The organism is Streptomyces sp. NPDC051567 (assembly GCF_044454165.1).
GTDB lineage: Bacteria > Actinomycetota > Actinomycetes > Streptomycetales > Streptomycetaceae > Streptomyces.
This window is the reverse complement of record NZ_JBITDK010000030.1, coordinates 1-21,288: the sequence shown is the minus strand read 5'-3', so window position 1 is coordinate 21,288 and position 21,288 is coordinate 1. Positions and strand designations below refer to the sequence as shown.

The 21,288-nt window shown below is 68.1% G+C and carries 31 protein-coding genes; 30 read left to right on the top strand and 1 reads right to left on the bottom strand.

Going from position 1 to position 21,288, the window contains the following annotated elements; translation table 11 throughout:
- The first annotated feature begins 9 nt into the window (after positions 1-9).
- The 30 genes from rplV (at position 10) to glmM (ending at position 20,100) form a co-directional block, all read left to right on the top strand.
- Positions 10-357: a 50S ribosomal protein L22 gene (gene rplV / locus ACIA5F_RS25925; RefSeq protein ID WP_266938741.1), complete on the top strand. Its 348-nt coding sequence runs from the start codon at positions 10-12 to the stop codon at positions 355-357.
- Positions 357-1,199, top strand: coding sequence for a 30S ribosomal protein S3 (rpsC, locus tag ACIA5F_RS25920; protein WP_008739710.1), 843 nt, complete (start codon positions 357-359; stop codon positions 1,197-1,199). Before rplV ends, rpsC begins: the two co-directional genes overlap by 1 nt.
- Positions 1,200-1,204: 5 nt before the next feature.
- Positions 1,205-1,624 carry a 50S ribosomal protein L16 gene (gene rplP / locus ACIA5F_RS25915; protein WP_112447745.1) on the top strand — a complete coding sequence of 140 codons (420 nt, stop codon included), beginning with the start codon at positions 1,205-1,207 and terminating at the stop codon, positions 1,622-1,624.
- Complete coding sequence (gene rpmC / locus ACIA5F_RS25910; RefSeq protein ID WP_008739703.1) at positions 1,624-1,848, top strand: 50S ribosomal protein L29; 225 nt, start codon at positions 1,624-1,626, stop codon at positions 1,846-1,848. The genes rplP and rpmC overlap by 1 nt, the downstream gene beginning before the upstream one ends.
- Positions 1,848-2,129 (top strand): 30S ribosomal protein S17, encoded by a 282-nt coding sequence (gene rpsQ, locus ACIA5F_RS25905; RefSeq protein WP_030008467.1) that lies wholly within the window; start codon positions 1,848-1,850, stop codon positions 2,127-2,129. Before rpmC ends, rpsQ begins: the two co-directional genes overlap by 1 nt.
- 124 nt (positions 2,130-2,253) lie before the next feature.
- A complete protein-coding gene (rplN, locus tag ACIA5F_RS25900) occupies positions 2,254-2,622 on the top strand; it encodes a 50S ribosomal protein L14 (RefSeq protein ID WP_008739701.1) in 369 nt (122 codons plus the stop codon).
- 2 nt (positions 2,623-2,624) lie between these two features.
- Positions 2,625-2,948, top strand: coding sequence for a 50S ribosomal protein L24 (gene rplX / locus ACIA5F_RS25895; RefSeq protein ID WP_399356915.1), 324 nt, complete (start codon positions 2,625-2,627; stop codon positions 2,946-2,948).
- A complete protein-coding gene (rplE, locus tag ACIA5F_RS25890) occupies positions 2,948-3,499 on the top strand; it encodes a 50S ribosomal protein L5 (protein ID WP_030388859.1) in 552 nt (183 codons plus the stop codon). The genes rplX and rplE overlap by 1 nt, the downstream gene beginning before the upstream one ends.
- Before the next feature lie 5 nt (positions 3,500-3,504).
- Positions 3,505-3,690 carry a type Z 30S ribosomal protein S14 gene (locus ACIA5F_RS25885; RefSeq protein ID WP_003956452.1) on the top strand — a complete coding sequence of 62 codons (186 nt, stop codon included), beginning with the start codon at positions 3,505-3,507 and terminating at the stop codon, positions 3,688-3,690.
- A 224-nt stretch (positions 3,691-3,914) separates the two neighbouring features.
- On the top strand, positions 3,915-4,313 hold the full coding sequence (gene rpsH, locus ACIA5F_RS25880; RefSeq protein WP_007265911.1) for a 30S ribosomal protein S8: 399 nt from the start codon (positions 3,915-3,917) through the stop codon (positions 4,311-4,313).
- A 20-nt stretch (positions 4,314-4,333) separates the two neighbouring features.
- Positions 4,334-4,873: a 50S ribosomal protein L6 gene (rplF, locus tag ACIA5F_RS25875; RefSeq protein ID WP_399356913.1), complete on the top strand. Its 540-nt coding sequence runs from the start codon at positions 4,334-4,336 to the stop codon at positions 4,871-4,873.
- A 2-nt stretch (positions 4,874-4,875) separates the two neighbouring features.
- Positions 4,876-5,259 (top strand): 50S ribosomal protein L18, encoded by a 384-nt coding sequence (rplR, locus tag ACIA5F_RS25870; protein WP_030026334.1) that lies wholly within the window; start codon positions 4,876-4,878, stop codon positions 5,257-5,259.
- Between the two features lie 45 nt (positions 5,260-5,304).
- Entirely contained in the window at positions 5,305-5,907 is a 603-nt protein-coding gene (gene rpsE, locus ACIA5F_RS25865) for a 30S ribosomal protein S5 (RefSeq protein WP_053682615.1), read from the top strand.
- On the top strand, positions 5,907-6,089 hold the full coding sequence (rpmD, locus tag ACIA5F_RS25860; protein WP_053682614.1) for a 50S ribosomal protein L30: 183 nt from the start codon (positions 5,907-5,909) through the stop codon (positions 6,087-6,089). Before rpsE ends, rpmD begins: the two co-directional genes overlap by 1 nt.
- 1 nt (position 6,090) lies before the next feature.
- Positions 6,091-6,546 (top strand): 50S ribosomal protein L15, encoded by a 456-nt coding sequence (rplO, locus tag ACIA5F_RS25855; protein ID WP_053682613.1) that lies wholly within the window; start codon positions 6,091-6,093, stop codon positions 6,544-6,546.
- Positions 6,547-6,734: 188 nt separating this feature from the next.
- Complete coding sequence (gene secY / locus ACIA5F_RS25850; protein ID WP_399356910.1) at positions 6,735-8,048, top strand: preprotein translocase subunit SecY; 1,314 nt, start codon at positions 6,735-6,737, stop codon at positions 8,046-8,048.
- A complete protein-coding gene (locus ACIA5F_RS25845) occupies positions 8,048-8,695 on the top strand; it encodes an adenylate kinase (protein ID WP_399356908.1) in 648 nt (215 codons plus the stop codon). Before secY ends, ACIA5F_RS25845 begins: the two co-directional genes overlap by 1 nt.
- Before the next feature lie 164 nt (positions 8,696-8,859).
- A complete protein-coding gene (gene map, locus ACIA5F_RS25840) occupies positions 8,860-9,696 on the top strand; it encodes a type I methionyl aminopeptidase (protein WP_399356906.1) in 837 nt (278 codons plus the stop codon).
- 199 nt (positions 9,697-9,895) lie between these two features.
- Positions 9,896-10,117, top strand: a complete 222-nt coding sequence (gene infA / locus ACIA5F_RS25835) for a translation initiation factor IF-1 (protein WP_003956442.1) — start codon at positions 9,896-9,898, stop codon at positions 10,115-10,117.
- Positions 10,118-10,191: 74 nt separating this feature from the next.
- Positions 10,192-10,305, top strand: a complete 114-nt coding sequence (gene rpmJ, locus ACIA5F_RS25830; RefSeq protein WP_003956441.1) for a 50S ribosomal protein L36 — start codon at positions 10,192-10,194, stop codon at positions 10,303-10,305.
- 201 nt (positions 10,306-10,506) lie between these two features.
- Positions 10,507-10,887 (top strand): 30S ribosomal protein S13, encoded by a 381-nt coding sequence (gene rpsM / locus ACIA5F_RS25825; protein WP_214936437.1) that lies wholly within the window; start codon positions 10,507-10,509, stop codon positions 10,885-10,887.
- A 54-nt stretch (positions 10,888-10,941) separates the two neighbouring features.
- Positions 10,942-11,346 (top strand): 30S ribosomal protein S11, encoded by a 405-nt coding sequence (rpsK, locus tag ACIA5F_RS25820; RefSeq protein ID WP_003956432.1) that lies wholly within the window; start codon positions 10,942-10,944, stop codon positions 11,344-11,346.
- 189 nt (positions 11,347-11,535) lie between these two features.
- The gene (locus ACIA5F_RS25815) at positions 11,536-12,558 is read left to right on the top strand and encodes a DNA-directed RNA polymerase subunit alpha (RefSeq protein WP_355410237.1); all 1,023 of its coding nucleotides are present in this window, start codon (positions 11,536-11,538) and stop codon (positions 12,556-12,558) included.
- 98 nt (positions 12,559-12,656) lie between these two features.
- Positions 12,657-13,130 carry a 50S ribosomal protein L17 gene (gene rplQ, locus ACIA5F_RS25810; RefSeq protein WP_399356903.1) on the top strand — a complete coding sequence of 158 codons (474 nt, stop codon included), beginning with the start codon at positions 12,657-12,659 and terminating at the stop codon, positions 13,128-13,130.
- Between the two features lie 173 nt (positions 13,131-13,303).
- Positions 13,304-14,155 (top strand): tRNA pseudouridine(38-40) synthase TruA, encoded by an 852-nt coding sequence (truA, locus tag ACIA5F_RS25805; RefSeq protein ID WP_399356901.1) that lies wholly within the window; start codon positions 13,304-13,306, stop codon positions 14,153-14,155.
- A 104-nt stretch (positions 14,156-14,259) separates the two neighbouring features.
- Positions 14,260-15,879 carry an ATP-binding cassette domain-containing protein gene (locus ACIA5F_RS25800; RefSeq protein WP_399356899.1) on the top strand — a complete coding sequence of 540 codons (1,620 nt, stop codon included), beginning with the start codon at positions 14,260-14,262 and terminating at the stop codon, positions 15,877-15,879.
- Between the two features lie 184 nt (positions 15,880-16,063).
- Positions 16,064-17,365: a glycosyltransferase family 87 protein gene (locus ACIA5F_RS25795; protein WP_399356897.1), complete on the top strand. Its 1,302-nt coding sequence runs from the start codon at positions 16,064-16,066 to the stop codon at positions 17,363-17,365.
- A gap of 240 nt (positions 17,366-17,605) precedes the next feature.
- Positions 17,606-18,049 carry a 50S ribosomal protein L13 gene (gene rplM, locus ACIA5F_RS25790; RefSeq protein WP_073912858.1) on the top strand — a complete coding sequence of 148 codons (444 nt, stop codon included), beginning with the start codon at positions 17,606-17,608 and terminating at the stop codon, positions 18,047-18,049.
- Between the two features lie 42 nt (positions 18,050-18,091).
- Positions 18,092-18,607: a 30S ribosomal protein S9 gene (gene rpsI, locus ACIA5F_RS25785; RefSeq protein ID WP_399356894.1), complete on the top strand. Its 516-nt coding sequence runs from the start codon at positions 18,092-18,094 to the stop codon at positions 18,605-18,607.
- A gap of 134 nt (positions 18,608-18,741) precedes the next feature.
- Positions 18,742-20,100, top strand: a complete 1,359-nt coding sequence (gene glmM, locus ACIA5F_RS25780; protein WP_399356892.1) for a phosphoglucosamine mutase — start codon at positions 18,742-18,744, stop codon at positions 20,098-20,100.
- A gap of 23 nt (positions 20,101-20,123) precedes the next feature.
- Here glmM and ACIA5F_RS25775 read toward each other — a convergent pair whose 3' ends face one another.
- Positions 20,124-21,095, bottom strand: a complete 972-nt coding sequence (locus tag ACIA5F_RS25775; protein ID WP_399356890.1) for a DUF389 domain-containing protein — start codon at positions 21,093-21,095, stop codon at positions 20,124-20,126.
- Positions 21,096-21,288 lie beyond the last annotated feature (193 nt).

The following is a 21,288-nucleotide window of genomic DNA, read 5'->3' as shown; positions in this document are numbered from 1 at the left end:
GGGACAACCATGGAAGCCAGGGCCCAGGCGCGGTACATCCGCGTCACGCCCATGAAGGCCCGCCGAGTGGTGGACCTTATCCGTGGCATGGATGCCACGGAGGCTCAGGCGGTCCTGCGTTTCGCCCCGCAGGCCGCGAGCGTGCCGGTTGGCAAGGTGCTGGACAGCGCCATTGCCAACGCTGCACACAACTACAACCACCCGGACGCCACTTCGCTGTTCATCAGCGAGGCGTTCGTGGACGAGGGCCCGACCCTGAAGCGGTTCCGTCCGCGTGCGCAGGGCCGTGCCTACCGGATCCGCAAGCGGACCAGCCACATCACCGTGGTCGTCAGCAGCAAGGAAGGTTCCCGGTAATGGGCCAGAAGGTAAACCCGCACGGGTTCCGGCTCGGCATCACCACCGACTTCAAGTCGCGTTGGTACGCCGACAAGCTGTACAAGGACTACGTCAAGGAAGACGTCGCCATCCGTCGGATGATGACGTCCGGCATGGAGCGCGCCGGCATCTCGAAGGTGGAGATCGAGCGCACCCGTGACCGCGTGCGTGTGGACATCCACACCGCTCGTCCGGGCATCGTCATCGGCCGCCGTGGCGCCGAGGCCGACCGCATCCGCGGTGACCTCGAAAAGCTCACGGGCAAGCAGGTCCAGCTGAACATCCTCGAGGTCAAGAACCCCGAGCTCGACGCTCAGCTGGTTGCCCAGGCCGTTGCCGAGCAGCTCTCCTCCCGCGTCTCCTTCCGTCGCGCCATGCGTAAGAGCATGCAGGGCACGATGAAGGCCGGCGCCAAGGGCATCAAGATCCAGTGTGGTGGCCGTCTCGGCGGCGCCGAGATGTCCCGGTCCGAGTTCTACCGCGAGGGTCGTGTGCCGCTGCACACGCTGCGCGCGAACGTGGACTACGGCTTCTTCGAGGCCAAGACCACCTTCGGCCGTATCGGCGTGAAGGTCTGGATCTACAAGGGCGACGTCAAGAACATCGCCGAGGTTCGCGCCGAGAACGCCGCGGCCCGTGCGGGTAACCGCCCGGCCCGTGGCGCGCAGGGCGCTGGCGACCGTCCCGCCGGCCGTGGTGGCCGTGGTGGCGAGCGCGGCGGCCGTGGTGGCCGCAAGCCGCAGCAGGCTGCTGGTGCCGAGGCCCCCAAGGCCGACGCCCCCGCCGCCGCTCCGGCCGAGAGCACCGGAACGGAGGCCTGACCGACATGCTGATCCCTCGTAGGGTCAAGCACCGCAAGCAGCACCACCCGAAGCGCAGCGGTATGGCCAAGGGCGGTACTGAGGTCTCGTTCGGCGAGTACGGCATCCAGGCGCTCACCCCCGCCTACGTGACGAACCGCCAGATCGAGGCGGCTCGTATCGCGATGACCCGCCACATCAAGCGTGGCGGCAAGGTCTGGATCAACATCTACCCGGACCGTCCGCTCACCAAGAAGCCGGCCGAGACCCGCATGGGTTCCGGTAAGGGTTCTCCCGAGTGGTGGATCGCGAACGTGCACCCGGGCCGGGTCATGTTCGAGCTGTCCTACCCGAACGAGAAGATTGCTCGTGAGGCGCTCACCCGCGCTGCTCACAAGCTTCCGATGAAGTGCCGGATTGTTCGGCGCGAGGCAGGTGAGTCGTGATGGCGACGGGAACCAAGGCGTCCGAGCTGCGTGAGCTCGGCAACGAGGAGCTCGTTGGCAAGCTGCGCGAGGCCAAGGAGGAGCTGTTCAAGCTCCGCTTCCAGGCGGCCACGGGTCAGCTGGAGAACAACGGCCGGCTCAAGTCCGTCCGTAAGGACATCGCTCGCATCTACACCCTGATGCACGAGCGTGAGCTCGGTATCGAGACGGTGGAGAGCGCCTGATGAGCGAGAACAACGTGACTGAGAAGACCGAGCGCGGTTTCCGCAAGACCCGTGAGGGTCTGGTCGTCAGCGACAAGATGGACAAGACCGTCGTCGTCGCTGTCGAGGACCGCGTGAAGCACGCCCTGTACGGCAAGGTCATCCGCCGTACGAACAAGCTCAAGGCGCACGACGAGCAGAACGCTGCCGGCGTCGGCGACCGCGTCCTCATCATGGAGACGCGTCCGCTGTCGGCGAGCAAGCGCTGGCGCATCGTCGAGATCCTCGAGAAGGCCAAGTAAGTATCTGAGGCCCTGGACAACAGGTCCAGGGGCCCCTCAGGTTCGTTCCGCCAGGCTCGGTGGGGGCGGTAGCTCTTCGGAGTGAGGCCCCCGCCGGGAACCGGCAGACAAACAGGAGATACACGTGATCCAGCAGGAGTCGCGACTGCGTATCGCCGACAACACTGGTGCCAAGGAAATCCTTTGCATCCGTGTTCTCGGTGGTTCCGGTCGCCGCTACGCGGGCATCGGTGACGTCATCGTCGCCACCGTCAAGGACGCGATCCCCGGTGGCAACGTGAAGAAGGGTGACGTCGTCAAGGCGGTCATCGTTCGCACCGTCAAGGAGCGTCGCCGTCAGGACGGCTCGTACATCCGCTTTGACGAGAACGCCGCCGTCATTCTGAAGAACGACGGCGACCCTCGCGGCACCCGTATCTTCGGCCCGGTGGGCCGTGAGCTGCGCGAGAAGAAGTTCATGAAGATCATCTCGCTCGCGCCGGAGGTGCTGTAAGCATGAAGATCAAGAAGGGCGACCTGGTTCAGGTCATCACCGGTAAGGACAAGGGGAAGCAGGGCAAGGTCATCGCGGCCATGCCGACTGAGAACCGCGTCCTGGTCGAGGGTGTCAACCGGGTCAAGAAGCACACCAAGGCCGGTCAGACCGCTGGTGGTTCGCAGACCGGTGGCATCGTGATCACCGAGGCGCCGATCCACGTCAGCAACGTTCAGCTGGTTGTGGAGAAGGACGGCCAGAAGGTCGTTACCCGCGTCGGTTTCCGCTTCGATGACGAGGGCAACAAGATCCGCGTTGCCAAGCGGACGGGTGAGGACATCTGATGGCTACCACTCCGCGTCTCAAGACGAAGTACCGCGAGGACATCGCGGGCAAGCTGCGTGAGGAGTTCTCCTACGAGAACGTCATGCAGATTCCCGGCCTCGTGAAGATCGTGGTCAACATGGGTGTGGGCGACGCCGCCCGCGACTCCAAGCTGATCGACGGCGCCATCAAGGACCTGACGACGATCACCGGTCAGAAGCCGGCCGTCACGAAGGCCCGCAAGTCCATCGCGCAGTTCAAGCTTCGCGAGGGTCAGCCGATCGGCTGCCACGTCACCCTCCGTGGTGACCGCATGTGGGAGTTCCTGGACCGTACGCTGTCGCTCGCGCTGCCGCGTATCCGTGACTTCCGCGGTCTGTCGCCGAAGCAGTTCGACGGCCGTGGCAACTACACCTTCGGTCTCACGGAGCAGGTCATGTTCCACGAGATCGACCAGGACAAGATCGACCGTACCCGGGGTATGGACATCACCGTGGTCACCACGGCGACCAACGACGACGAGGGCCGTGCCCTCCTTCGTCACCTCGGCTTCCCCTTCAAGGAGGCGTAAGCGAGATGGCGAAGAAGGCTCTCATCGCGAAGGCTGCCCGCAAGCCCAAGTTCGGTGTGCGCGCGTACACCCGCTGCCAGCGCTGCGGTCGTCCCCACTCCGTGTACCGCAAGTTCGGCCTGTGCCGCGTCTGCCTTCGTGAGATGGCTCACCGTGGCGAGCTGCCGGGCGTGACCAAGAGCTCCTGGTAGTTCCCTTCCGTCCGTAAGGACTTGGGAAGTAACCAGAGACTCTCGGTAAGCATCTGGTCGGTGGGTGCCCTCCCCCGCATGCCGTAGGCTTGTGGGGTTGGGCGTCCGCCGTCCATAACGACTTACTACGCCGTAGGTCCCCGCACCGCACCCGTCCCGCCACTGAGTGGGGAGAGGGATGGCGCATACAGGAAACCCCGGCGAGAGAGGCCGAAGGCCACTTCATGACCATGACTGACCCGATCGCAGACATGCTCACGCGTCTGCGTAACGCTAACTCGGCGTACCACGACACCGTCGTGATGCCGCACAGCAAGATCAAGTCGCACATCGCGGAAATCCTCAAGCAGGAGGGTTTCATCACCGGCTGGAAGGTCGAGGACGCCGAGGTCGGCAAGAACCTCGTCCTCGAGCTGAAGTTCGGGCCGAACCGTGAGCGCTCCATCGCGGGCATCAAGCGGATCTCGAAGCCCGGTCTGCGCGTGTACGCGAAGTCCACCAACCTGCCGAAGGTCCTCGGCGGCCTGGGCGTGGCGATCATCTCCACGTCCCACGGTCTCCTGACCGGTCAGCAGGCAGGCAAGAAGGGCGTAGGTGGGGAAGTCCTCGCCTACGTCTGGTAGTCGGGAACGGAGGAAAAGCAATGTCGCGAATCGGCAAGCTCCCCATCCAGGTTCCCGCCGGTGTGGACGTCACCATCGATGGCCGCACGGTCGCTGTGAAGGGTCCCAAGGGCTCCCTCACGCACACCGTGGCCGCGCCCATCGTTGTCGTTAAGGGTGAGGACGGCGTTCTGAACGTCGCCCGTCCGAACGACGAGCGTCAGAACAAGGCCCTGCACGGCCTGTCCCGCACGCTGGTGGCGAACATGATCACCGGTGTGACCACGGGATACGTCAAGGCTCTCGAGATCAGCGGTGTCGGTTACCGCGTCGCCGCGAAGGGCTCCTCCCTGGAGTTCCAGCTTGGTTACAGCCACCCGATCCTGATCGAGGCGCCCGAGGGCATCTCCTTCAAGGTCGAGTCGCCGACCAAGTTCTCGGTCGAGGGCATCGACAAGCAGAAGGTCGGCGAGGTCGCCGCCAACATCCGCAAGCTGCGGAAGCCCGACCCGTACAAGGCCAAGGGTGTCAAGTACGCCGGCGAAGTCATCCGCCGCAAGGTCGGAAAGGCTGGTAAGTAGCCATGGCATACGGTGTGAAGATCGCCAAGGGCGACGCGTACAAGCGTGCCGCCAAGGCTCGCCGCCACATCCGCATTCGCAAGAACGTCTCGGGTACGGCGGAGCGTCCGCGCCTCGTCGTGACGCGTTCCAACCGCAACATCGTTGCTCAGGTCATCGACGACCTCCAGGGTCACACCCTGGCGTCGGCGTCGACCCTGGACGCTTCGATCCGCGGTGGCGAAGGCGACAAGAGCGCCCAGGCCCAGGCTGTCGGCGCGCTCGTCGCCGAGCGTGCCAAGGCCGCGGGTGTCGAGACCGTCGTGTTCGACCGCGGTGGCAACCGATACGCCGGGCGCATTGCCGCTCTGGCTGACGCCGCCCGCGAAGCCGGGCTGAAGTTCTAAGCCCCGGTTCCGGGACTCACGGACGTAACAGAGAGAGGTAATCCAATGGCTGGACCCCAGCGCCGCGGAAGCGGTGCCGGTGGCGGCGAGCGGCGGGACCGGAAGGGTCGCGACGGTGGCCCTGCCGCCGAGAAGACCGCTTACGTTGAGCGCGTTGTCGCGATCAACCGCGTCGCCAAGGTTGTCAAGGGTGGTCGCCGCTTCAGCTTCACCGCGCTGGTCGTGGTGGGCGACGGTGACGGCACTGTAGGTGTCGGTTACGGCAAGGCCAAGGAAGTTCCCGCGGCCATCGCCAAGGGTGTCGAGGAAGCCAAGAAGAACTTCTTCAAGGTTCCGCGCATCCAGGGCACCATTCCTCACCCGATCACGGGCGAGCGCGCCGCGGGCGTCGTGCTGCTGAAGCCGGCTTCCCCGGGTACCGGCGTTATCGCCGGTGGTCCGGTGCGCGCCGTTCTGGAGTGCGCCGGCGTTCACGACATCCTGTCGAAGTCGCTCGGCTCTTCCAACGCGATCAACATCGTGCACGCGACCGTGGCGGCCCTCAAGGGCCTGCAGCGTCCCGAGGAGATCGCGGCTCGCCGTGGTCTGCCCCTCGAGGACGTCGCCCCCGCGGCTCTGCTTCGTGCACGTGCCGGGGCGGGTGCGTAATGGCTCGCCTCAAGATCACGCAGACGAAGTCGTACATCGGCAGCAAGCAGAACCACCGCGACACTCTGCGTTCGCTCGGGCTCAAGCGCCTGAACGACGTGGTCGTCAAGGAGGACCGCCCCGAGTTCCGCGGAATGGTGCAGACCGTCCGCCACCTCGTGACGGTTGAGGAGGTTGACTAACATGGCTGAGAACAGCCCGCTGAAGGCCCACAACCTCCGTCCCGCCCCCGGCGCCAAGACCGCGAAGACCCGTGTCGGTCGTGGTGAGGCGTCGAAGGGTAAGACGGCCGGTCGTGGTACGAAGGGCCAGAAGGCCCGTTACCAGATCCCGCAGCGCTTCGAGGGCGGGCAGATGCCCCTCCACATGCGTCTGCCGAAGCTCAAGGGCTTCAAGAACCCGTTCCGCACCGAGTTCCAGGTCGTGAACCTGGACAAGCTCGGCGCTCTCTACCCCGAGGGTGGAGAGGTCACGGTGGCCGACCTGGTCGCCAAGGGCGCGGTGCGCAAGAACAGTCTCGTCAAGGTCCTGGGCCAGGGCGAGATCTCCGTGGCGCTGCAGGTTTCGGTTGACGCCGTCTCCGGCTCCGCCAAGGAGAAGATCGCTGCTGCGGGCGGCACTGTCACCGAGCTCGTCTAAGACGATTTTCGTGACTAAATAGCTCGAAACCCTACCGGGGGTGCCTCACATATGGGGCATCCCCGGTTGGTCGTTCCACGGGGGGCACTGTCGCCGGTAAGGTGGCCTGCACCTTTGCATGTACGTATTCGTCGATCCATTCAGACCGTCACCTCTGACGCAGTAGCGCGGGGGTCGCAGGAGGCACCGTGCTCACCGCGTTCGCCCGGGCGTTCAAGACGCCCGACCTGCGCAAGAAGCTGCTCTTCACGCTCGGCATCATCGTGCTGTTCCGGCTCGGGTCCCACATCCCGGTACCCGGCGTGGACTACAAGAACGTCCAGATCTGTGTCAATCAGGCTGACACCGGCAACAGCCTGTTCGGACTGGTCAACATGTTCAGCGGTGGTGCTCTGCTACAGATCACGATCTTCGCGCTCGGCATCATGCCGTACATCACGGCGAGCATCATCCTGCAGCTGCTGACCGTGGTCATCCCGAAGCTGGAGACCCTCAAGAAAGAGGGACAGTCCGGCACGGCGAAGATCACTCAGTACACGCGCTATCTGACGGTCGCGCTCGCGATCCTCCAGGGCACCGGCCTCGTGGCCACCGCCCGTACCGGCGCCCTCTTCCAGGGGTGCCAGGTCGCCAGCCAGATCGTCCCCGACCGTTCGATCTTCACCACCGTGGTCATGGTCATCACCATGACCGCCGGTACCTGTGTCGTCATGTGGCTCGGCGAGCTCATCACCGACCGGGGCATCGGCAACGGCATGTCGATCCTCATGTTCATCTCGATCGCCGCCGGCTTCATCAGTGCCCTGTGGACGATCAAGGTCCAGGGCAAGATCGCCGACGGCTGGGTCGAGTTCGGTGTCGTGATGCTCGTCGGGCTCGCGATGGTGGGCCTGGTGGTCTTCGTCGAACAGGCGCAGCGCCGGATTCCCGTCCAGTACGCGAAGCGCATGGTCGGCCGCCGTGCCTACGGCGGCACCTCGACCTACATCCCGCTCAAGGTGAACCAGGCGGGCATCATCCCCGTCATCTTCGCCTCCTCGCTGCTGTACATCCCGGCGCTGGTCGTCCAGTTCAGCGGGTCGACCGCGGGGTGGGCCACGTGGATCAACAAGCACTTCGTCAAGGGTGACCACCCGTACTACATCGCGGTCTACTTCCTCCTCATCGTGTTCTTCGCGTTCTTCTACGTGGCGATCTCGTTCAACCCCGAGGAAGTCGCGGACAACATGAAGAAGTACGGTGGGTTCATCCCGGGCATCCGGGCGGGCCGGCCGACCGCTGAGTACCTGAGCTACGTGCTCAACCGCATCACCTGGCCGGGGTCGCTGTACCTGGGTCTCATCGCTCTTGTGCCGACGATGGCGTTGGCGGGCTTCGGCGCGAACCAGAACTTCCCCTTCGGCGGGACGAGCATCCTGATCATCGTGGGTGTGGGTCTGGAAACCGTGAAGCAGATCGAGAGCCAGCTTCAGCAGCGCAATTACGAAGGGTTCCTCCGCTGATGCGAATCGTCCTCGTCGGACCTCCCGGTGCGGGCAAGGGAACGCAGGCCGCGTTCCTTGCCAAGAACCTCTCGATCCCGCACATCTCCACGGGCGACCTGTTCCGCGCCAACATCAGCCGGAACACCGAGCTCGGGCAGCGCGCCAAAGCGTTCATGGACGCCGGCGACCTGGTCCCCGACGAGATCACCATCGGCATGGCCAAGGACCGGATGGAGCAGCCGGACGCCGTGGGCGGCTTCCTGCTCGACGGGTTCCCGCGCAACGTCTCGCAGGCCGAGGCGCTCGACGTGATGCTGAAGGCCGAGGACATGAAGCTGGACGCCGTCCTCGACCTGGAGGTCGAGGAGGACGAGGTGGTCAAGCGGATCGCCGGCCGCCGGACCTGCCGCAACGACTCGGCGCACGTCTTCCACGTCGAGTACGCCCCGCCGAAGGCCGACGGTGTCTGCGACATCTGCGGCGGCGAGCTGTACCAGCGCGGTGACGACACCGAGGACACGGTCCGCAACCGGCTGGAGGTCTACCACACGCAGACCGAGCCGATCATCGACTACTACAAGGCCCAGGGTCTCCTGGTCACCATCCCGGCCCTCGGTGACGTCGCGGACGTCACCCGGCGCGCGATGGACGCCCTGAAGAAGTAGTACCCCTGCTCGCGCAGAGACGGCCGCGGTGTCCCTCGGGGCGCCGCGGCCGTCCGCATGACGCGGGGCAGCACGACATCAGCCGATAATTGAGGAACGACAGCGGAGGGCAACCACTCCGCGGGAGCGGCGGCGGTCTCGCCGCACAGAGGGAAGGCACGTCCATGGTGCAGCTCAAGACCCCCGAGCAGATCGTGAAGATGCGCGAGGCAGGGCTGGTCGTCGCCGCGATCCACGCGGCGACCCGTGAGGCGGCCGTGCCGGGCGCCACGACCCGGGATCTGGACATGGTGGCCCGCAAGGTCATCGCCGATGCCGGGGCCAAGTCGAACTTCCTCGGTTACGGCGGGTTCCCCGCGACCATCTGCACCTCGGTGAACGAGGTCGTCGTCCACGGCATCCCGGACGAGAAGACGGTCCTGAAGGACGGGGACGTCATCTCGATCGACGCGGGCGCGATCGTCGAGGGCTGGCACGGCGACGCGGCCTACACCGCCTTCGTGGGCTCTGGGCACGCCCCTGAGCTCCTGGAGCTCTCCCGGGTGACCGAGGAGTCCATGTGGGCCGGTATCGCCGCCATGAAGCTCGGCAACCGCCTCGTGGACATCTCCAAGGCGGTCGAGCAGTACATCCGCCGCCAGCCCCGCCCCTCGACCGGCAAGTACGGGATCATCGAGGACTACGGCGGGCACGGCATCGGGTCCGAGATGCACATGGACCCCCACCTGCTGAACTACGTCTCGCGCAAGCGGGGCAAGGGCATCAAGCTGGTTCCGGGCGTCTGCCTGGCGATCGAGCCGATGGTCTCGCTGGGCACCGCCCAGACGGAGGTCCTGGCGGACGACTGGACGGTCGTCACGACGGACGGCACCTGGTCCTCGCACTGGGAGCACTCGGTCGCACTGACGGAGGCCGGACCGATCGTCCTGACCAGTCCGGACTGCGGCAGGGCGAAGCTGGCGGAGTACGGGGTCACCACGGCCCCCGACCCGCTCGGTTAGCCCGCGCTGCCTGCGGGCCCCTCCGGCGGACGGCGTCCAGGAGCGGTGACCCGCCGGGCCGGGCAGGTTAATGATCTAGACTGTGGGGCAAACTTTCCGGATTCGTCTTTCTGGGTGCCCTGACGTAGACTGACTCGTCGGCTCTCATGCACCTCCATGCCTGTGAGTCGATCAAGGTAGCCGATTCGAAAGGCGAAGCGTGGCCAAGAAGCAAGGTGCCATCGAAATCGAGGGCACCGTGATCGAGTCCCTCCCGAACGCGATGTTCAAGGTGGAACTGCAGAACGGTCACAAAGTCCTCGCGCACATCAGCGGCAAGATGCGCATGCACTACATCCGCATCCTCCCTGATGACCGGGTTGTCGTGGAGCTCTCCCCGTACGACCTGACGCGTGGCCGGATCGTCTACCGATACAAGTAGATCTTGTCTTCACTCCTGTCTGGGCATTTCGCCCCGGCGCGGGTGGTGGCACTGACCCGGAGAACCTCACCCACATGAAGGTCAAGCCGAGCGTCAAGAAGATCTGCGACAAGTGCAAGGTGATCCGCCGTCACGGTCGGGTCATGGTCATCTGCGACAACCTGCGCCACAAGCAGCGCCAGGGCTGACGCACGCCGACCGACCTGCCTTCCGCAGTTCTTCGCGCGACGTAAGAAAACGTACATACGCAGAGTCCGCCCAGCCCTGAAGAGGGTCGGCGGCACCTCCGGCGGGGGCCGGGGACCCGGACGTACCACCACCCATGCAGGAGTGGTCGGCGGTCGGGGTTTGATTCTGCGGAAGACCCCCGAACACACAGGAGCCATTGAATGGCACGCGTTTCCGGTGTTGACATCCCGCGCGAAAAGCGTGTGGAGATCGCACTCACCTACGTCTTCGGTGTCGGTCGCACCCGGTCCAAGGAAATCCTTGAGGCCACCGGTGTGAACCCGAACACCCGCGTTCGTGACCTGGCCGAAGAAGACCTGGTCAAGATCCGCGAGTACGTGGACGCCAACCTCCGCACCGAGGGTGACCTCCGCCGCGAGATCCAGGCCGACATCCGCCGCAAGGTCGAGATCCAGTGCTACCAGGGCATTCGCCACCGTCGTGGCCTGCCGGTGCACGGTCAGCGCACCAGCACGAACGCCCGTACCCGCAAGGGTCCGCGTCGCGCGATCGCCGGTAAGAAGAAGCCGGGCAAGAAGTAGTCCTGTTCAGCGGTCTTGCGCTGTAGGACCGACCACCTCCCGTAGGAGATTTAGATGCCCCCCAAGGGTCGTCAGGGCGCTGCCAAGAAGGTGCGCCGCAAGGAAAAGAAGAACGTCGCTCACGGGCACGCCCACATCAAGAGCACGTTCAACAACACCATCGTGTCGATCACTGACCCCTCGGGCAACGTGATCTCCTGGGCCTCCGCCGGCCACGTCGGCTTCAAGGGCTCGCGCAAGTCCACCCCCTTCGCCGCGCAGATGGCCGCCGAGTCGGCCGCCCGCCGCGCGCAGGAGCACGGCATGCGCAAGGTCGACGTCTTCGTCAAGGGTCCGGGCTCCGGCCGCGAGACCGCGATCCGCTCCCTCCAGGCCACCGGCCTGGAGGTCGGCTCGATCCAGGACGTCACCCCCACCCCGCACAACGGCTGCCGTCCGCCGAAGCGCCGCCGCGTCTGACGCACGGCCTGGCGTCGGCCGGTGGTCCTGCCGGGACCACTGAGCCCGGCGTGGTGGACGCACCTGCTGCGTTCTTGAGGGTCCGGGCGGTACGCACCCTTCGGGGGACGTACCGCCCGTACCCTTGTCCCTCCCGTAGTACCCGTCGGGCGTCAAATAGTGGGCGTCCACGAATGAAGGAACACAGACATGCTGATCGCTCAGCGTCCTTCGCTGACCGAAGAGGTCGTCGACGAGTACCGCTCGCGGTTCGTGATCGAGCCGCTGGAGCCGGGCTTCGGTTACACCCTCGGCAACTCCCTGCGCCGCACGCTCCTCTCCTCGATCCCGGGTGCCGCTGTCACGAGCATCCGCGTCGACGGCGTCCTGCACGAGTTCACCACCGTGCCGGGTGTCAAGGAGGACGTCACCGACCTCATCCTCAACATCAAGCAGCTGGTCGTCTCCTCGGAGCACGACGAGCCGGTCGTGATGTACCTGCGCAAGCAGGGTCCCGGCCTGGTCACCGCCGCCGACATCGCGCCCCCGGCCGGTGTCGAGGTGCACAACCCGGACCTGGTCCTCGCCACGCTCAACGGCAAGGGCAAGCTGGAGATGGAGCTGACCGTCGAGCGCGGTCGCGGCTACGTCTCCGCCGTCCAGAACAAGCAGCTGGGCCAGGAGATCGGTCGCATCCCGATCGACTCCATCTACAGCCCGGTCCTCAAGGTCACCTACAAGGTCGAGGCGACCCGAGTCGAGCAGCGCACCGACTTCGACAAGCTGATCGTCGACGTCGAGACCAAGCAGGCCATGCGCCCGCGTGACGCCATGGCGTCCGCCGGCAAGACCCTGGTCGAGCTGTTCGGTCTGGCGCGCGAGCTCAACATCGACGCCGAGGGCATCGACATGGGCCCGTCCCCGACGGACGCCGCCCTGGCCGCCGATCTGGCGCTGCCGATCGAGGAGCTCGAACTCACGGTCCGTTCGTACAACTGCCTCAAGCGCGAGGGCATCCACTCCGTGGGTGAGCTCGTGGCCCGCTCCGAGGCGGACCTGCTCGACATCCGCAACTTCGGTGCGAAGTCGATCGACGAGGTCAAGGCGAAGCTGGCCGGCATGGGCCTGGCGCTCAAGGACAGCCCGCCCGGATTCGACCCGACCGCCGCCGCCGACGCCTTCGGCGCCGACGACGACGCGGACGCCGGTTTCGTCGAGACCGAGCAGTACTAGTCGTACCCAGCAGTACGAAGACTTTCCCGGGGCAGCCGCCCCGGGGGAACTGACACCGGTACCTGACACGGCCGGTGCAGATATGAAGGAGTATCACCATGCCGCGTCCCGCAAAGGGTGCCCGTCTGGGCGGCAGCGCCGCGCACGAGAAGCACCTCCTCGCGAACCTCGCGAAGGCGCTCTTCGAGCACGGCCGCATCACCACCACCGAGGCCAAGGCCCGTCGCCTGCGTCCCTACGCCGAGCGTCTGGTCACCAAGGCCAAGAAGGGCGACATCCACAACCGTCGCCTGGTGCTGCAGACGATCACGGACAAGAGCATCGTGCACACGCTGTTCACCGAGATCGCCCCGCGCTACGAGAACCGCCCCGGTGGTTACACGCGCATCACCAAGATCGGCAACCGTCGTGGCGACAACGCCCCGATGGCCGTCATCGAGCTGGTCGAGGCCCTGACCGTGGCCCAGGCCGCCACCGGTGAGGCCGAGGCCGCCACCAAGCGTGCGGTCAAGGAGGCGGAGGCCAAGGCCGAGGCCACCGAGACCGAGACCGCCGAGGACTCGGCCAAGTAGTTCGGCCGAGGAGGCCTGATCCCCTTCCGGGATCGAGCCTGCTTGACCGGCTCTGAACGGGCCCGCCCCTTCCGGGGCGGGCCCGTTCTGCGTTGTCCGCGTCTGCGCCCGCGGCTGTCCTCGGCTGTCCGCGGCCGGCTGTGGGTTTGTGTGCTTCTGAGAGGATCGGTCACGTGAGTGACGAGGTGGAGCCCGGGCACGTCCGGGTGCGGCTGGACCTGAGCTACGACGGCAAGGACTTCTCCGGCTGGGCGAAGCAGCGCGTGCTGCGGACCGTCCAGGGCGAGCTGGAGTCCGCGCTGCGGACCGTGATGCGGCTGCCCGGACCGGTCGAGCTGACCGTGGCCGGGCGGACGGACGCCGGGGTGCACGCGCGCGGGCAGGTCGCCCAGTTCGACCTGGCCGAGGAGGTGTGGGCCGAGCACCACGACAAGCTGCTGCGCCGCCTCGCGGGCCGGCTGCCGCACGACGTACGGGTGTGGCGGGCCGCCGAGGCCCCGGAGGGCTTCAACGCGCGGTTCTCGGCCGTCTGGCGCCGCTACGCCTACCGGGTGGGCGACCACCAGGCCGGGGTGGACCCGTTGCGCCGGGGCCATGTGCTGTGGCACCAGTGGCCGCTCGACGTGGACGCGATGAACGAGGCCGCCGCCGCGCTGGTCGGCGAGCACGACTTCGCCGCGTACTGCAAGAAGCGCGAGGGGGCCACGACCATCCGTACGCTCCAGCAGCTGAGCTGGGAGCGGGCCGGGGACGGGATCATCACCGCGACCGTGCGGGCCGACGCCTTCTGCCACAACATGGTCCGCTCGCTGGTGGGCGCGCTGCTGCACGTCGGGGACGGGCACCGGCCCGTGGAGTGGCCCGGGAAGGTGCTGGCCGCCGGGGTGCGGGACTCCTCGGTGCACGTGGTGAAGCCGCACGGGCTGACGCTGGAGGAGGTCGGCTACCCGGCGGACGAGCTGCTGGCCGCGCGGAGCAAGGAGGCCCGCAACGTGCGGACCCTGCCGGGGGCGGGCTGCTGCTGATCCGGCGGCGCGCGGCGGTCGGGAACGGCCCCGGGGAGGGCCCGGGGCCGGGCTCCGGGTAAACGGTTTGGGCCGGGGCCGGGCGGGCGGCGACAATGCCCGGCATGGGACATCTTGAGGCCGGCCATCTGGAGTACTACCTTCCCGACGGGCGGGTTCTCCTCCCCGACGTCTCCTTCCGGGTGGGGGAGGGGGCCGTGGCGGCCCTCGTCGGGGCGAACGGGGCCGGCAAGACCACCCTGCTGAAGCTGATCTCCGGTGAGCTCCAGCCGCACGGCGGCGGGGTCACCGTCAGCGGCGGGCTCGGCGTGATGTCGCAGTTCGTGGGCTCCGTGCGGGACGAGACGACCGTCCGTGACCTGCTGGTCTCGGTCTCCCAGCCCCGGATCAAGGAGGCGGCGGCGGCCGTCGACCGGGCCGAGGAGCTGATCCTCACGGTGGACGACGAGGCCGCGCAGATGGCGTACGCGCAGGCGCTCAGCGACTGGGCCGACGTCCAGGGCTACGAGGCGGAGACCCTGTGGGACGTCTGCACCGTGGCCGCGCTGGGCGTCCCGTACGACAGCGCGCAGTTCCGCGAGGTGCGCACGCTGTCGGGCGGTGAGCAGAAGCGGCTGGTGCTGGAGGCGCTGCTGCGCGGGCCGGACGAGGTGCTGCTGCTCGACGAGCCGGACAACTACCTGGACGTCCCGGGCAAGCGGTGGCTGGAGGGGCAGCTCGGGGCCACCCGCAAGACGGTGCTGTTCGTCTCGCACGACCGGGAGCTGCTCTCCCGGGCCGCCCAGAAGATCATCAGTCTGGAGGCGAGCCCCACGGGCACCGACGTCTGGGTGCACGGCGCGGGCTTCGACACCTACCACGACGCCCGCAAGGAGCGCTTCGCCCGTTTCGAGGAGCTCAAGCGGCGCTGGGACGAGGAGCACGCCCGGCTGAGGGCCCTGGTGCTGCGGCTGCGCAACCAGGCGGCGATCAGCCCCGACATGGCCTCGCGCTACCGGGCGATGCAGACCCGTTTCCAGAAGTTCGAGGAGGCCGGCCCGCCGCCGGAGCCGCCGCGCGAGCAGGACATCCGGATGCGGCTCAGGGGCGGGCGTACGGGCGTGCGCGCGCTGACCGTCGAGAACCTTGAGCTGACGGGCCTGATGAAGCCGTTCTCGCTGGAGGTCTTCTACGGGGAGCGGGTCGCGGTGCTCGGCTCGAACGGCTCCGGGAAGTCGCACTTCCTGCGGCTGCTGGCGGGCGAGGAGGTGGCGCACACCGGTGCCTGGAAGCTGGGGGCGAGGGTGGTCCCCGGCCATTTCGCGCAGACCCACGCGCATCCGGAGCTGTTCGCGCGCACGCTGGTCGACATCCTGTGGACGGAGAGCGCCAAGGACCGGGGCGCCGCGATGTCGGTGCTGCGCCGGTACGAGCTGGAGCGGCAGGGGGACCAGCCCTTCGAGAAGCTCTCGGGCGGGCAGCAGGCGCGGTTCCAGATCCTGCTGCTGGAGCTGGCGGGCACCACGGCCCTGCTGCTGGACGAGCCGACGGACAACCTGGACCTGGAGTCGGCGGAGGCGTTGCAGGACGGGCTGGAGGTGTACGACGGCACTGTGCTCTGCGTCACGCACGACCGGTGGTTCGCGCGCACATTTGACCGTTATCTGGTCTTCGGTTCGGACGGTGTCGTGAGGGAGACTCAGGAGCCCGTCTGGGACGAACGACGTGTGGAACGTCGGCGCTGAGACCGGGGCGGACCGTTCGGCGGACGGAGTCCGACGCAGCCGCCCGAAGCCCCTGGGGCCCCCTGGGGCCGAGGGGTGCGAGGGCGGCCGAAGGGGGCGGGTCTCAGGAGCCCGTCCGGGACGAACGTAGGGTCGAGCGCAAGCGCTAGGGGAACGAGGTCCCTCGGCGGCCGAGGGAGGCGTGGTGGGGCTGCGGTCGGGCATCTGGCCCATGAAGCGGGAGGAGCCGGGTTCCGGGGCGGGGGGGCCGGAGTCCGGGAACCGGTGGGTCGCGTGGTTGCTGCGGCCCGCGCCGGGGTCCTGGCGGGTGCTCTCGCTCGTGGTGCTCCTGGGGATCTGCGTCTCGACGAGCCTGCGGGCGAACTGGGGCTCGGACAACGCCTTCGTGGTGAAGGCGGCGCAGGCGCTGCTGGACGGCGGTTCCCCGTACGAGGACAAGCGGTTCCTCTACCTGCCCAGCGCGGTGCTGATGGCGGTGCCGGAGGCGCTGCTGCCGCGCGAGGTGCTGCGGTGGGTGCTGCCGGTGGGGATGTCGGGGCTGCTGGCCGTCGGCTGGTGGGCGGCGCTGCGGCTGTTCTCGGTGCCGCTGTGCTCCCGGTTCGCGGTGGGGGTCTTCGCGCTGTTCGCCCTCGCCTACAAGCCGTACGTGAACCTCGTGCTGATCGGCAACTGGACGGCCGTCTCGGCGGCGGCGCTGCCGGTGGCGCTGCTGCTGGCGCACCGGCGGTCGTGGGTGGCCGCGGGGCTGGTGGTGGGGGTGGCGATCGCGTGCAAGCCGATGCTGGTCCCGGTGGGGCTGCTCTTCCTGCTGGCCCGGCGGTGGCGGGGGCTGGCGGTGGCGGTGCTGGTGCCGCTGGGGCTCTCGCTGGTGGGCGCGCTGCTGATGCCGAGCCCGACGCTGTTCTTCACCAAGACGCTGCCGTTCCTGTTGCAGGGGCAGGACGCGTACGCGCTGCCGTGGGACGCCTCGCCGATCGCGGTGCTGCCCCGGCTGGGGGTCCCGGGGCCGCTGGCCCTGGTGGTGGCCGGGGCGGGGGCGCTGGTCGGGCTGTGGGCGGCCTGGGCGCGGTGGCGGCGTACGGACGACGCCGACGGGGGTGAGCTGAGGCTGGTGGAGACGGCGTGCATGGTGATGCTCGCCGCATTCCTGGTCTCGCGGCCGTCCTTCGACCACTACCTGCTGGTGGTGGTGCCGCTGCTGCTGGCGTCGGCGGTGCGGCCGGGGTCGATGCCGCGTTCGCCCTGGTTCTGGGTGGGTCTGGGGCCGCAGGTGGCGGGGATCCCGTGGCCCTCGGAGCTGGAGCGCAAGCGGCGGGCGTTCAAGGACTGCGCCACCTTGTGCGGGCTCGCGATTCTGCTGGCGCGTCGTGCGCTGGTCCCAGGTCGGGTTACTCTGGAGCCCGTAACAACTGCGGGGTCCCCACCCAGGACCGAACCGGAGTGCGCCACGAGGCCGGCGGAGTCGGCATCGCGGACCGCGTTTTGACCCGTACGGGTTTGCTTGGGTACCCTGCTGGTTTGTTATGCGTATGGGCTTTCTCATTCTCACGTGAAAGGGCCTTACGCCCGGTCCACCGGACCGATGACCAGCGGTTCACACGTTCGCGGCGGGTGCGTCCCCGATGCGAACGAGGGCTGTCGTGATCGTCCGTGGTGACCCTGTCAGGACCTTCCCGTGGGGCTTGCGCCCGTGGGATACCACCACTGAAGAAGCGAAGGCATACGCGTGCGTACGTTCAGCCCCAAGCCCGGCGACATCTCGCGCCAGTGGCTCGTCATTGACGCCCAGGACGTTGTCCTCGGCCGTCTGGCGACTCAGGCCGCTGCCCTCCTGCGAGGCAAGCACAAGCCGACCTACGCCCCCCACATGGACATGGGCGACTTCGTCATCATCGTCAACGCCGACAAGGTTCACCTGTCCGGCAACAAGGCGACGCAGAAGATGGCGTACCGCCACTCGGGCTACCCGGGTGGTCTGCGTTCGGTCCGTTACGACGACCTCCTGGCGAACAACCCGGAAAAGGCCGTCGAGAAGGCCATCAAGGGCATGCTCCCCAAGAACACCCTGGGCCGTCAGATGCTCTCGAAGCTGAAGGTCTACTCGGGCGACCAGCACCCCCACGCTGCCCAGCAGCCGGTGCCGTTCGAGATCACCCAGGTCGCGCAGTAGTTCCGGCCACCCCCTAAGACGTAGAAAATTCTGAGGAGCATCGTGGCCGAGACCACCGCCGAGACCCCCGTCGAAGAGTTCGAGGGCGTCGAGGAGTACACCACCGAGACCGAGGTTGTCGCCGAGGGCGACTACACCTCCGAGTCCCTTGCCGGCCGCTTCGGCGACCCCCAGCCGGCCGCCGGCCTGGGCCGTCGCAAGAACGCCATCGCCCGCGTCCGGATCGTTCCGGGCACCGGCAAGTGGAAGATCAACGGTCGCACCCTTGAGGACTACTTCCCCAACAAGGTGCACCAGCAGGAAGTCAACGAGCCGTTCAAGCTCCTTGAGCTGGACAACCGCTACGACGTCGTCGCCCGCATCGGGGGTGGCGGCGTGTCCGGCCAGGCCGGCGCCCTGCGCCTCGGTGTGGCCCGTGCGCTGAACGAGGCGGACGTGGACAACAACCGCCCGGCGCTGAAGAAGGCCGGCTTCCTCTCCCGCGACGACCGTGCGGTCGAGCGCAAGAAGGCCGGTCTCAAGAAGGCCCGTAAGGCTCCGCAGTACAGCAAGCGTTAATCTGCGCCTGCTGTTCTGCAACGAAACCGCCCCGGCAGCACTCTCTGTGCTGTCGGGGCGGTTCGTTTACCGCCATAAGCGGCAATATCTGTCACAAGTGGTCACAAGCGAAGCGTGAACTCGGGAGGACAACAGTGGGACGACTCTTCGGGACGGACGGTGTACGCGGTGTCGCCAACGCGGATCTGACGGCGGAGCTCGCGCTCGGCCTCTCCGTGGCGGCTGCCCATGTACTGGCCGAAGCGGGCTCCTTCACGGGCCACCGGGCGACCGCCGTGGTGGGCCGGGACCCCCGGGCCTCCGGCGAGTTCCTTGAGGCCGCGGTCGTCGCGGGCCTCGCGAGCGCGGGCGTGGACGTCCTGCGCGTCGGTGTGCTGCCCACTCCGGCGGTGGCGTATCTCACCGGCGCGCTGGGCGCCGACCTCGGTGTGATGCTCTCCGCCAGCCACAACGCCATGCCCGACAACGGCGTCAAGTTCTTCGCGCGCGGCGGCCACAAGCTCGCCGACGACCTGGAGGACCGGATCGAGTCCGTCTACGAGGAGCACCGCACCGGCGCCCCCTGGGACCGGCCCACCGGTTCCGGCGTCGGCCGGATCTCCGACTACGACGAGGGCTTCGACAAGTACGTCGCCCACCTCATCGGGGTCCTGCCCAACCGTCTCGACGGCCTGAAGGTCGTCCTGGACGAGGCGCACGGCGCGGCGTCCCACGTCTCGCCCGAGGCGTTCGCCCGGGCCGGCGCGGAGATCGTCACGATCGGCGCCGAGCCGGACGGCCTGAACATCAACGACGGCTGCGGCTCCACCCACCTGGGCCTGCTCAAGCGGGCCGTGATCGAGCACGGCGCCGACCTCGGCATCGCGCACGACGGGGACGCGGACCGCTGCCTGGCCGTGGACGGCGCGGGCGAGGAGATCGACGGCGACCAGATCCTCGCGGTGCTGGCCCTGGCCATGCGCGAGGCCGGGCAGCTGCGCGAGAACACCGTGGTCGGCACCGTGATGTCCAACCTGGGCTTCAAGCTGGCCATGGAGGCCGAGGGCATCGCGGTCGTACAGACCGGGGTCGGCGACCGGTACGTGCTGGAGTCGATGAAGGAGAACGGCTACGCGCTCGGCGGCGAGCAGTCCGGGCACGTGATCATCCTCGACCACGCGACGACGGGCGACGGCACGCTGACCGGCCTGCTGCTGGCGGCGCGCGTCGCGGCGACGGGCCGGTCCCTGGCGGAGCTGGCGGGCGTCATGCGGCGGCTGCCGCAGGTGCTGATCAACGTTCCCGACGTGGACAGGTCCCGGGTCTCGACCTCCGGCGAGCTGGCGGCGGCGGTCACCGAGGCCGAACGCGAGCTGGGCGCGACCGGTCGGGTGCTGCTCCGTCCGTCCGGCACGGAGCCGCTCGTACGGGTGATGGTCGAGGCCGCCGACATCGAGCAGGCCCGCGCGGTGGCGGGCCGGCTCGCGGACGTCGTGAAGTCGGCGCTCGGCTGATCGAGCCGCTCACCCCCGTCCACTCACCCCGTCCGCTTCTCCTTCTGTGGCGCGCCCGGCTTCCGGACCATCCGGTTCTGCTGGGTGCGCCACAGCAGTTTCTGGGTCAGCAGGGTCAGCGTGCCGGCCAGCATGATCCCGCCGAGGTTCAGCAGCAGCTGTTCGGCGGAGCCCCACATCTGGGCGTACTCCCCGTAGCCGAGGGCCACGGCGGCGTTGGCCGCGGCCGGGACGGTGGTCACCGAGATGGCCACGCCGACCAGGGCCCCGGACTTCGCGGAGGTCAGGGAGAGCGTCCCGGCCACGCCGGCCAGCACGGCCACGATGAAGGAGAACGGGTCGGGCTGCCAGATGAAGCTGGTGTTGGGGCGCGGGTTCTCCAGCATGTCCCGGTCGAACTGGCCGAGGGCGTCCATCAGCAGGCTGAACCCGGTGGTGGCCACCATCGCCACGGCGAAGCCGACCAGCAGGGCGGTCAGGGAGCGCGCCGCCAGCCGCGCGGAGCGCTGGACGAGGCCGGTGCAGAACCCGGCGATCGGGCCGAACTCCGGGCCGACCGCCATCGCCCCCACGATCAGGATCGCGTTGTCCAGCACCACACCGCAGGCCGCGATCATGGTGGCGAGGGCGAGGAAGGCCAGGTAGGTGACCGAGAGGGTGGACTCCTCGTGGGTCGCCTCGGTCAGGTGCTCCCAGATCACCGCGTCCGCCGCCTCGCCCGGGGCGTCCGCCTCCGCCCGGTCGGCGGAGGCGGAGAGGCAGAGGTCGATGTTCTCGACGGAGATGGAGCCGACCTCGTCCAGCTTCAGGGCGCGCAGCCCGGTGAGCACGTCGTCGGCGGCCTCGCGGGCCACGTCGCACAGGACCACGTCACCGGCCGGGTCGCGGGCGGCGCCCGGCAGGACGACCAGGTGGGTGGTGCCGACCGTCTTCTCGACGAGCGTGACCACCTCCTCGGTGAGGTGGCCGGGGGTGATGATCCGCAGGTGCAGCATGCCCGCACCCTAGTGGCGGGGGGGGGGGGGGGGGGGGGGGGGGGGGGGGGGGGGGCGGGGGCGGGCGCCCCCCCCCCCCGGGGGGGGTGGGGGGGGGGGGGGGGGGGGGGGGGGGTGTGGTGGGGGGGGGGGGGGGCCCGCCGCGGCCCCCCCGCCGGGGGGGGGGGGGGGGGGTTTTTGTGGGGCCTGGCGT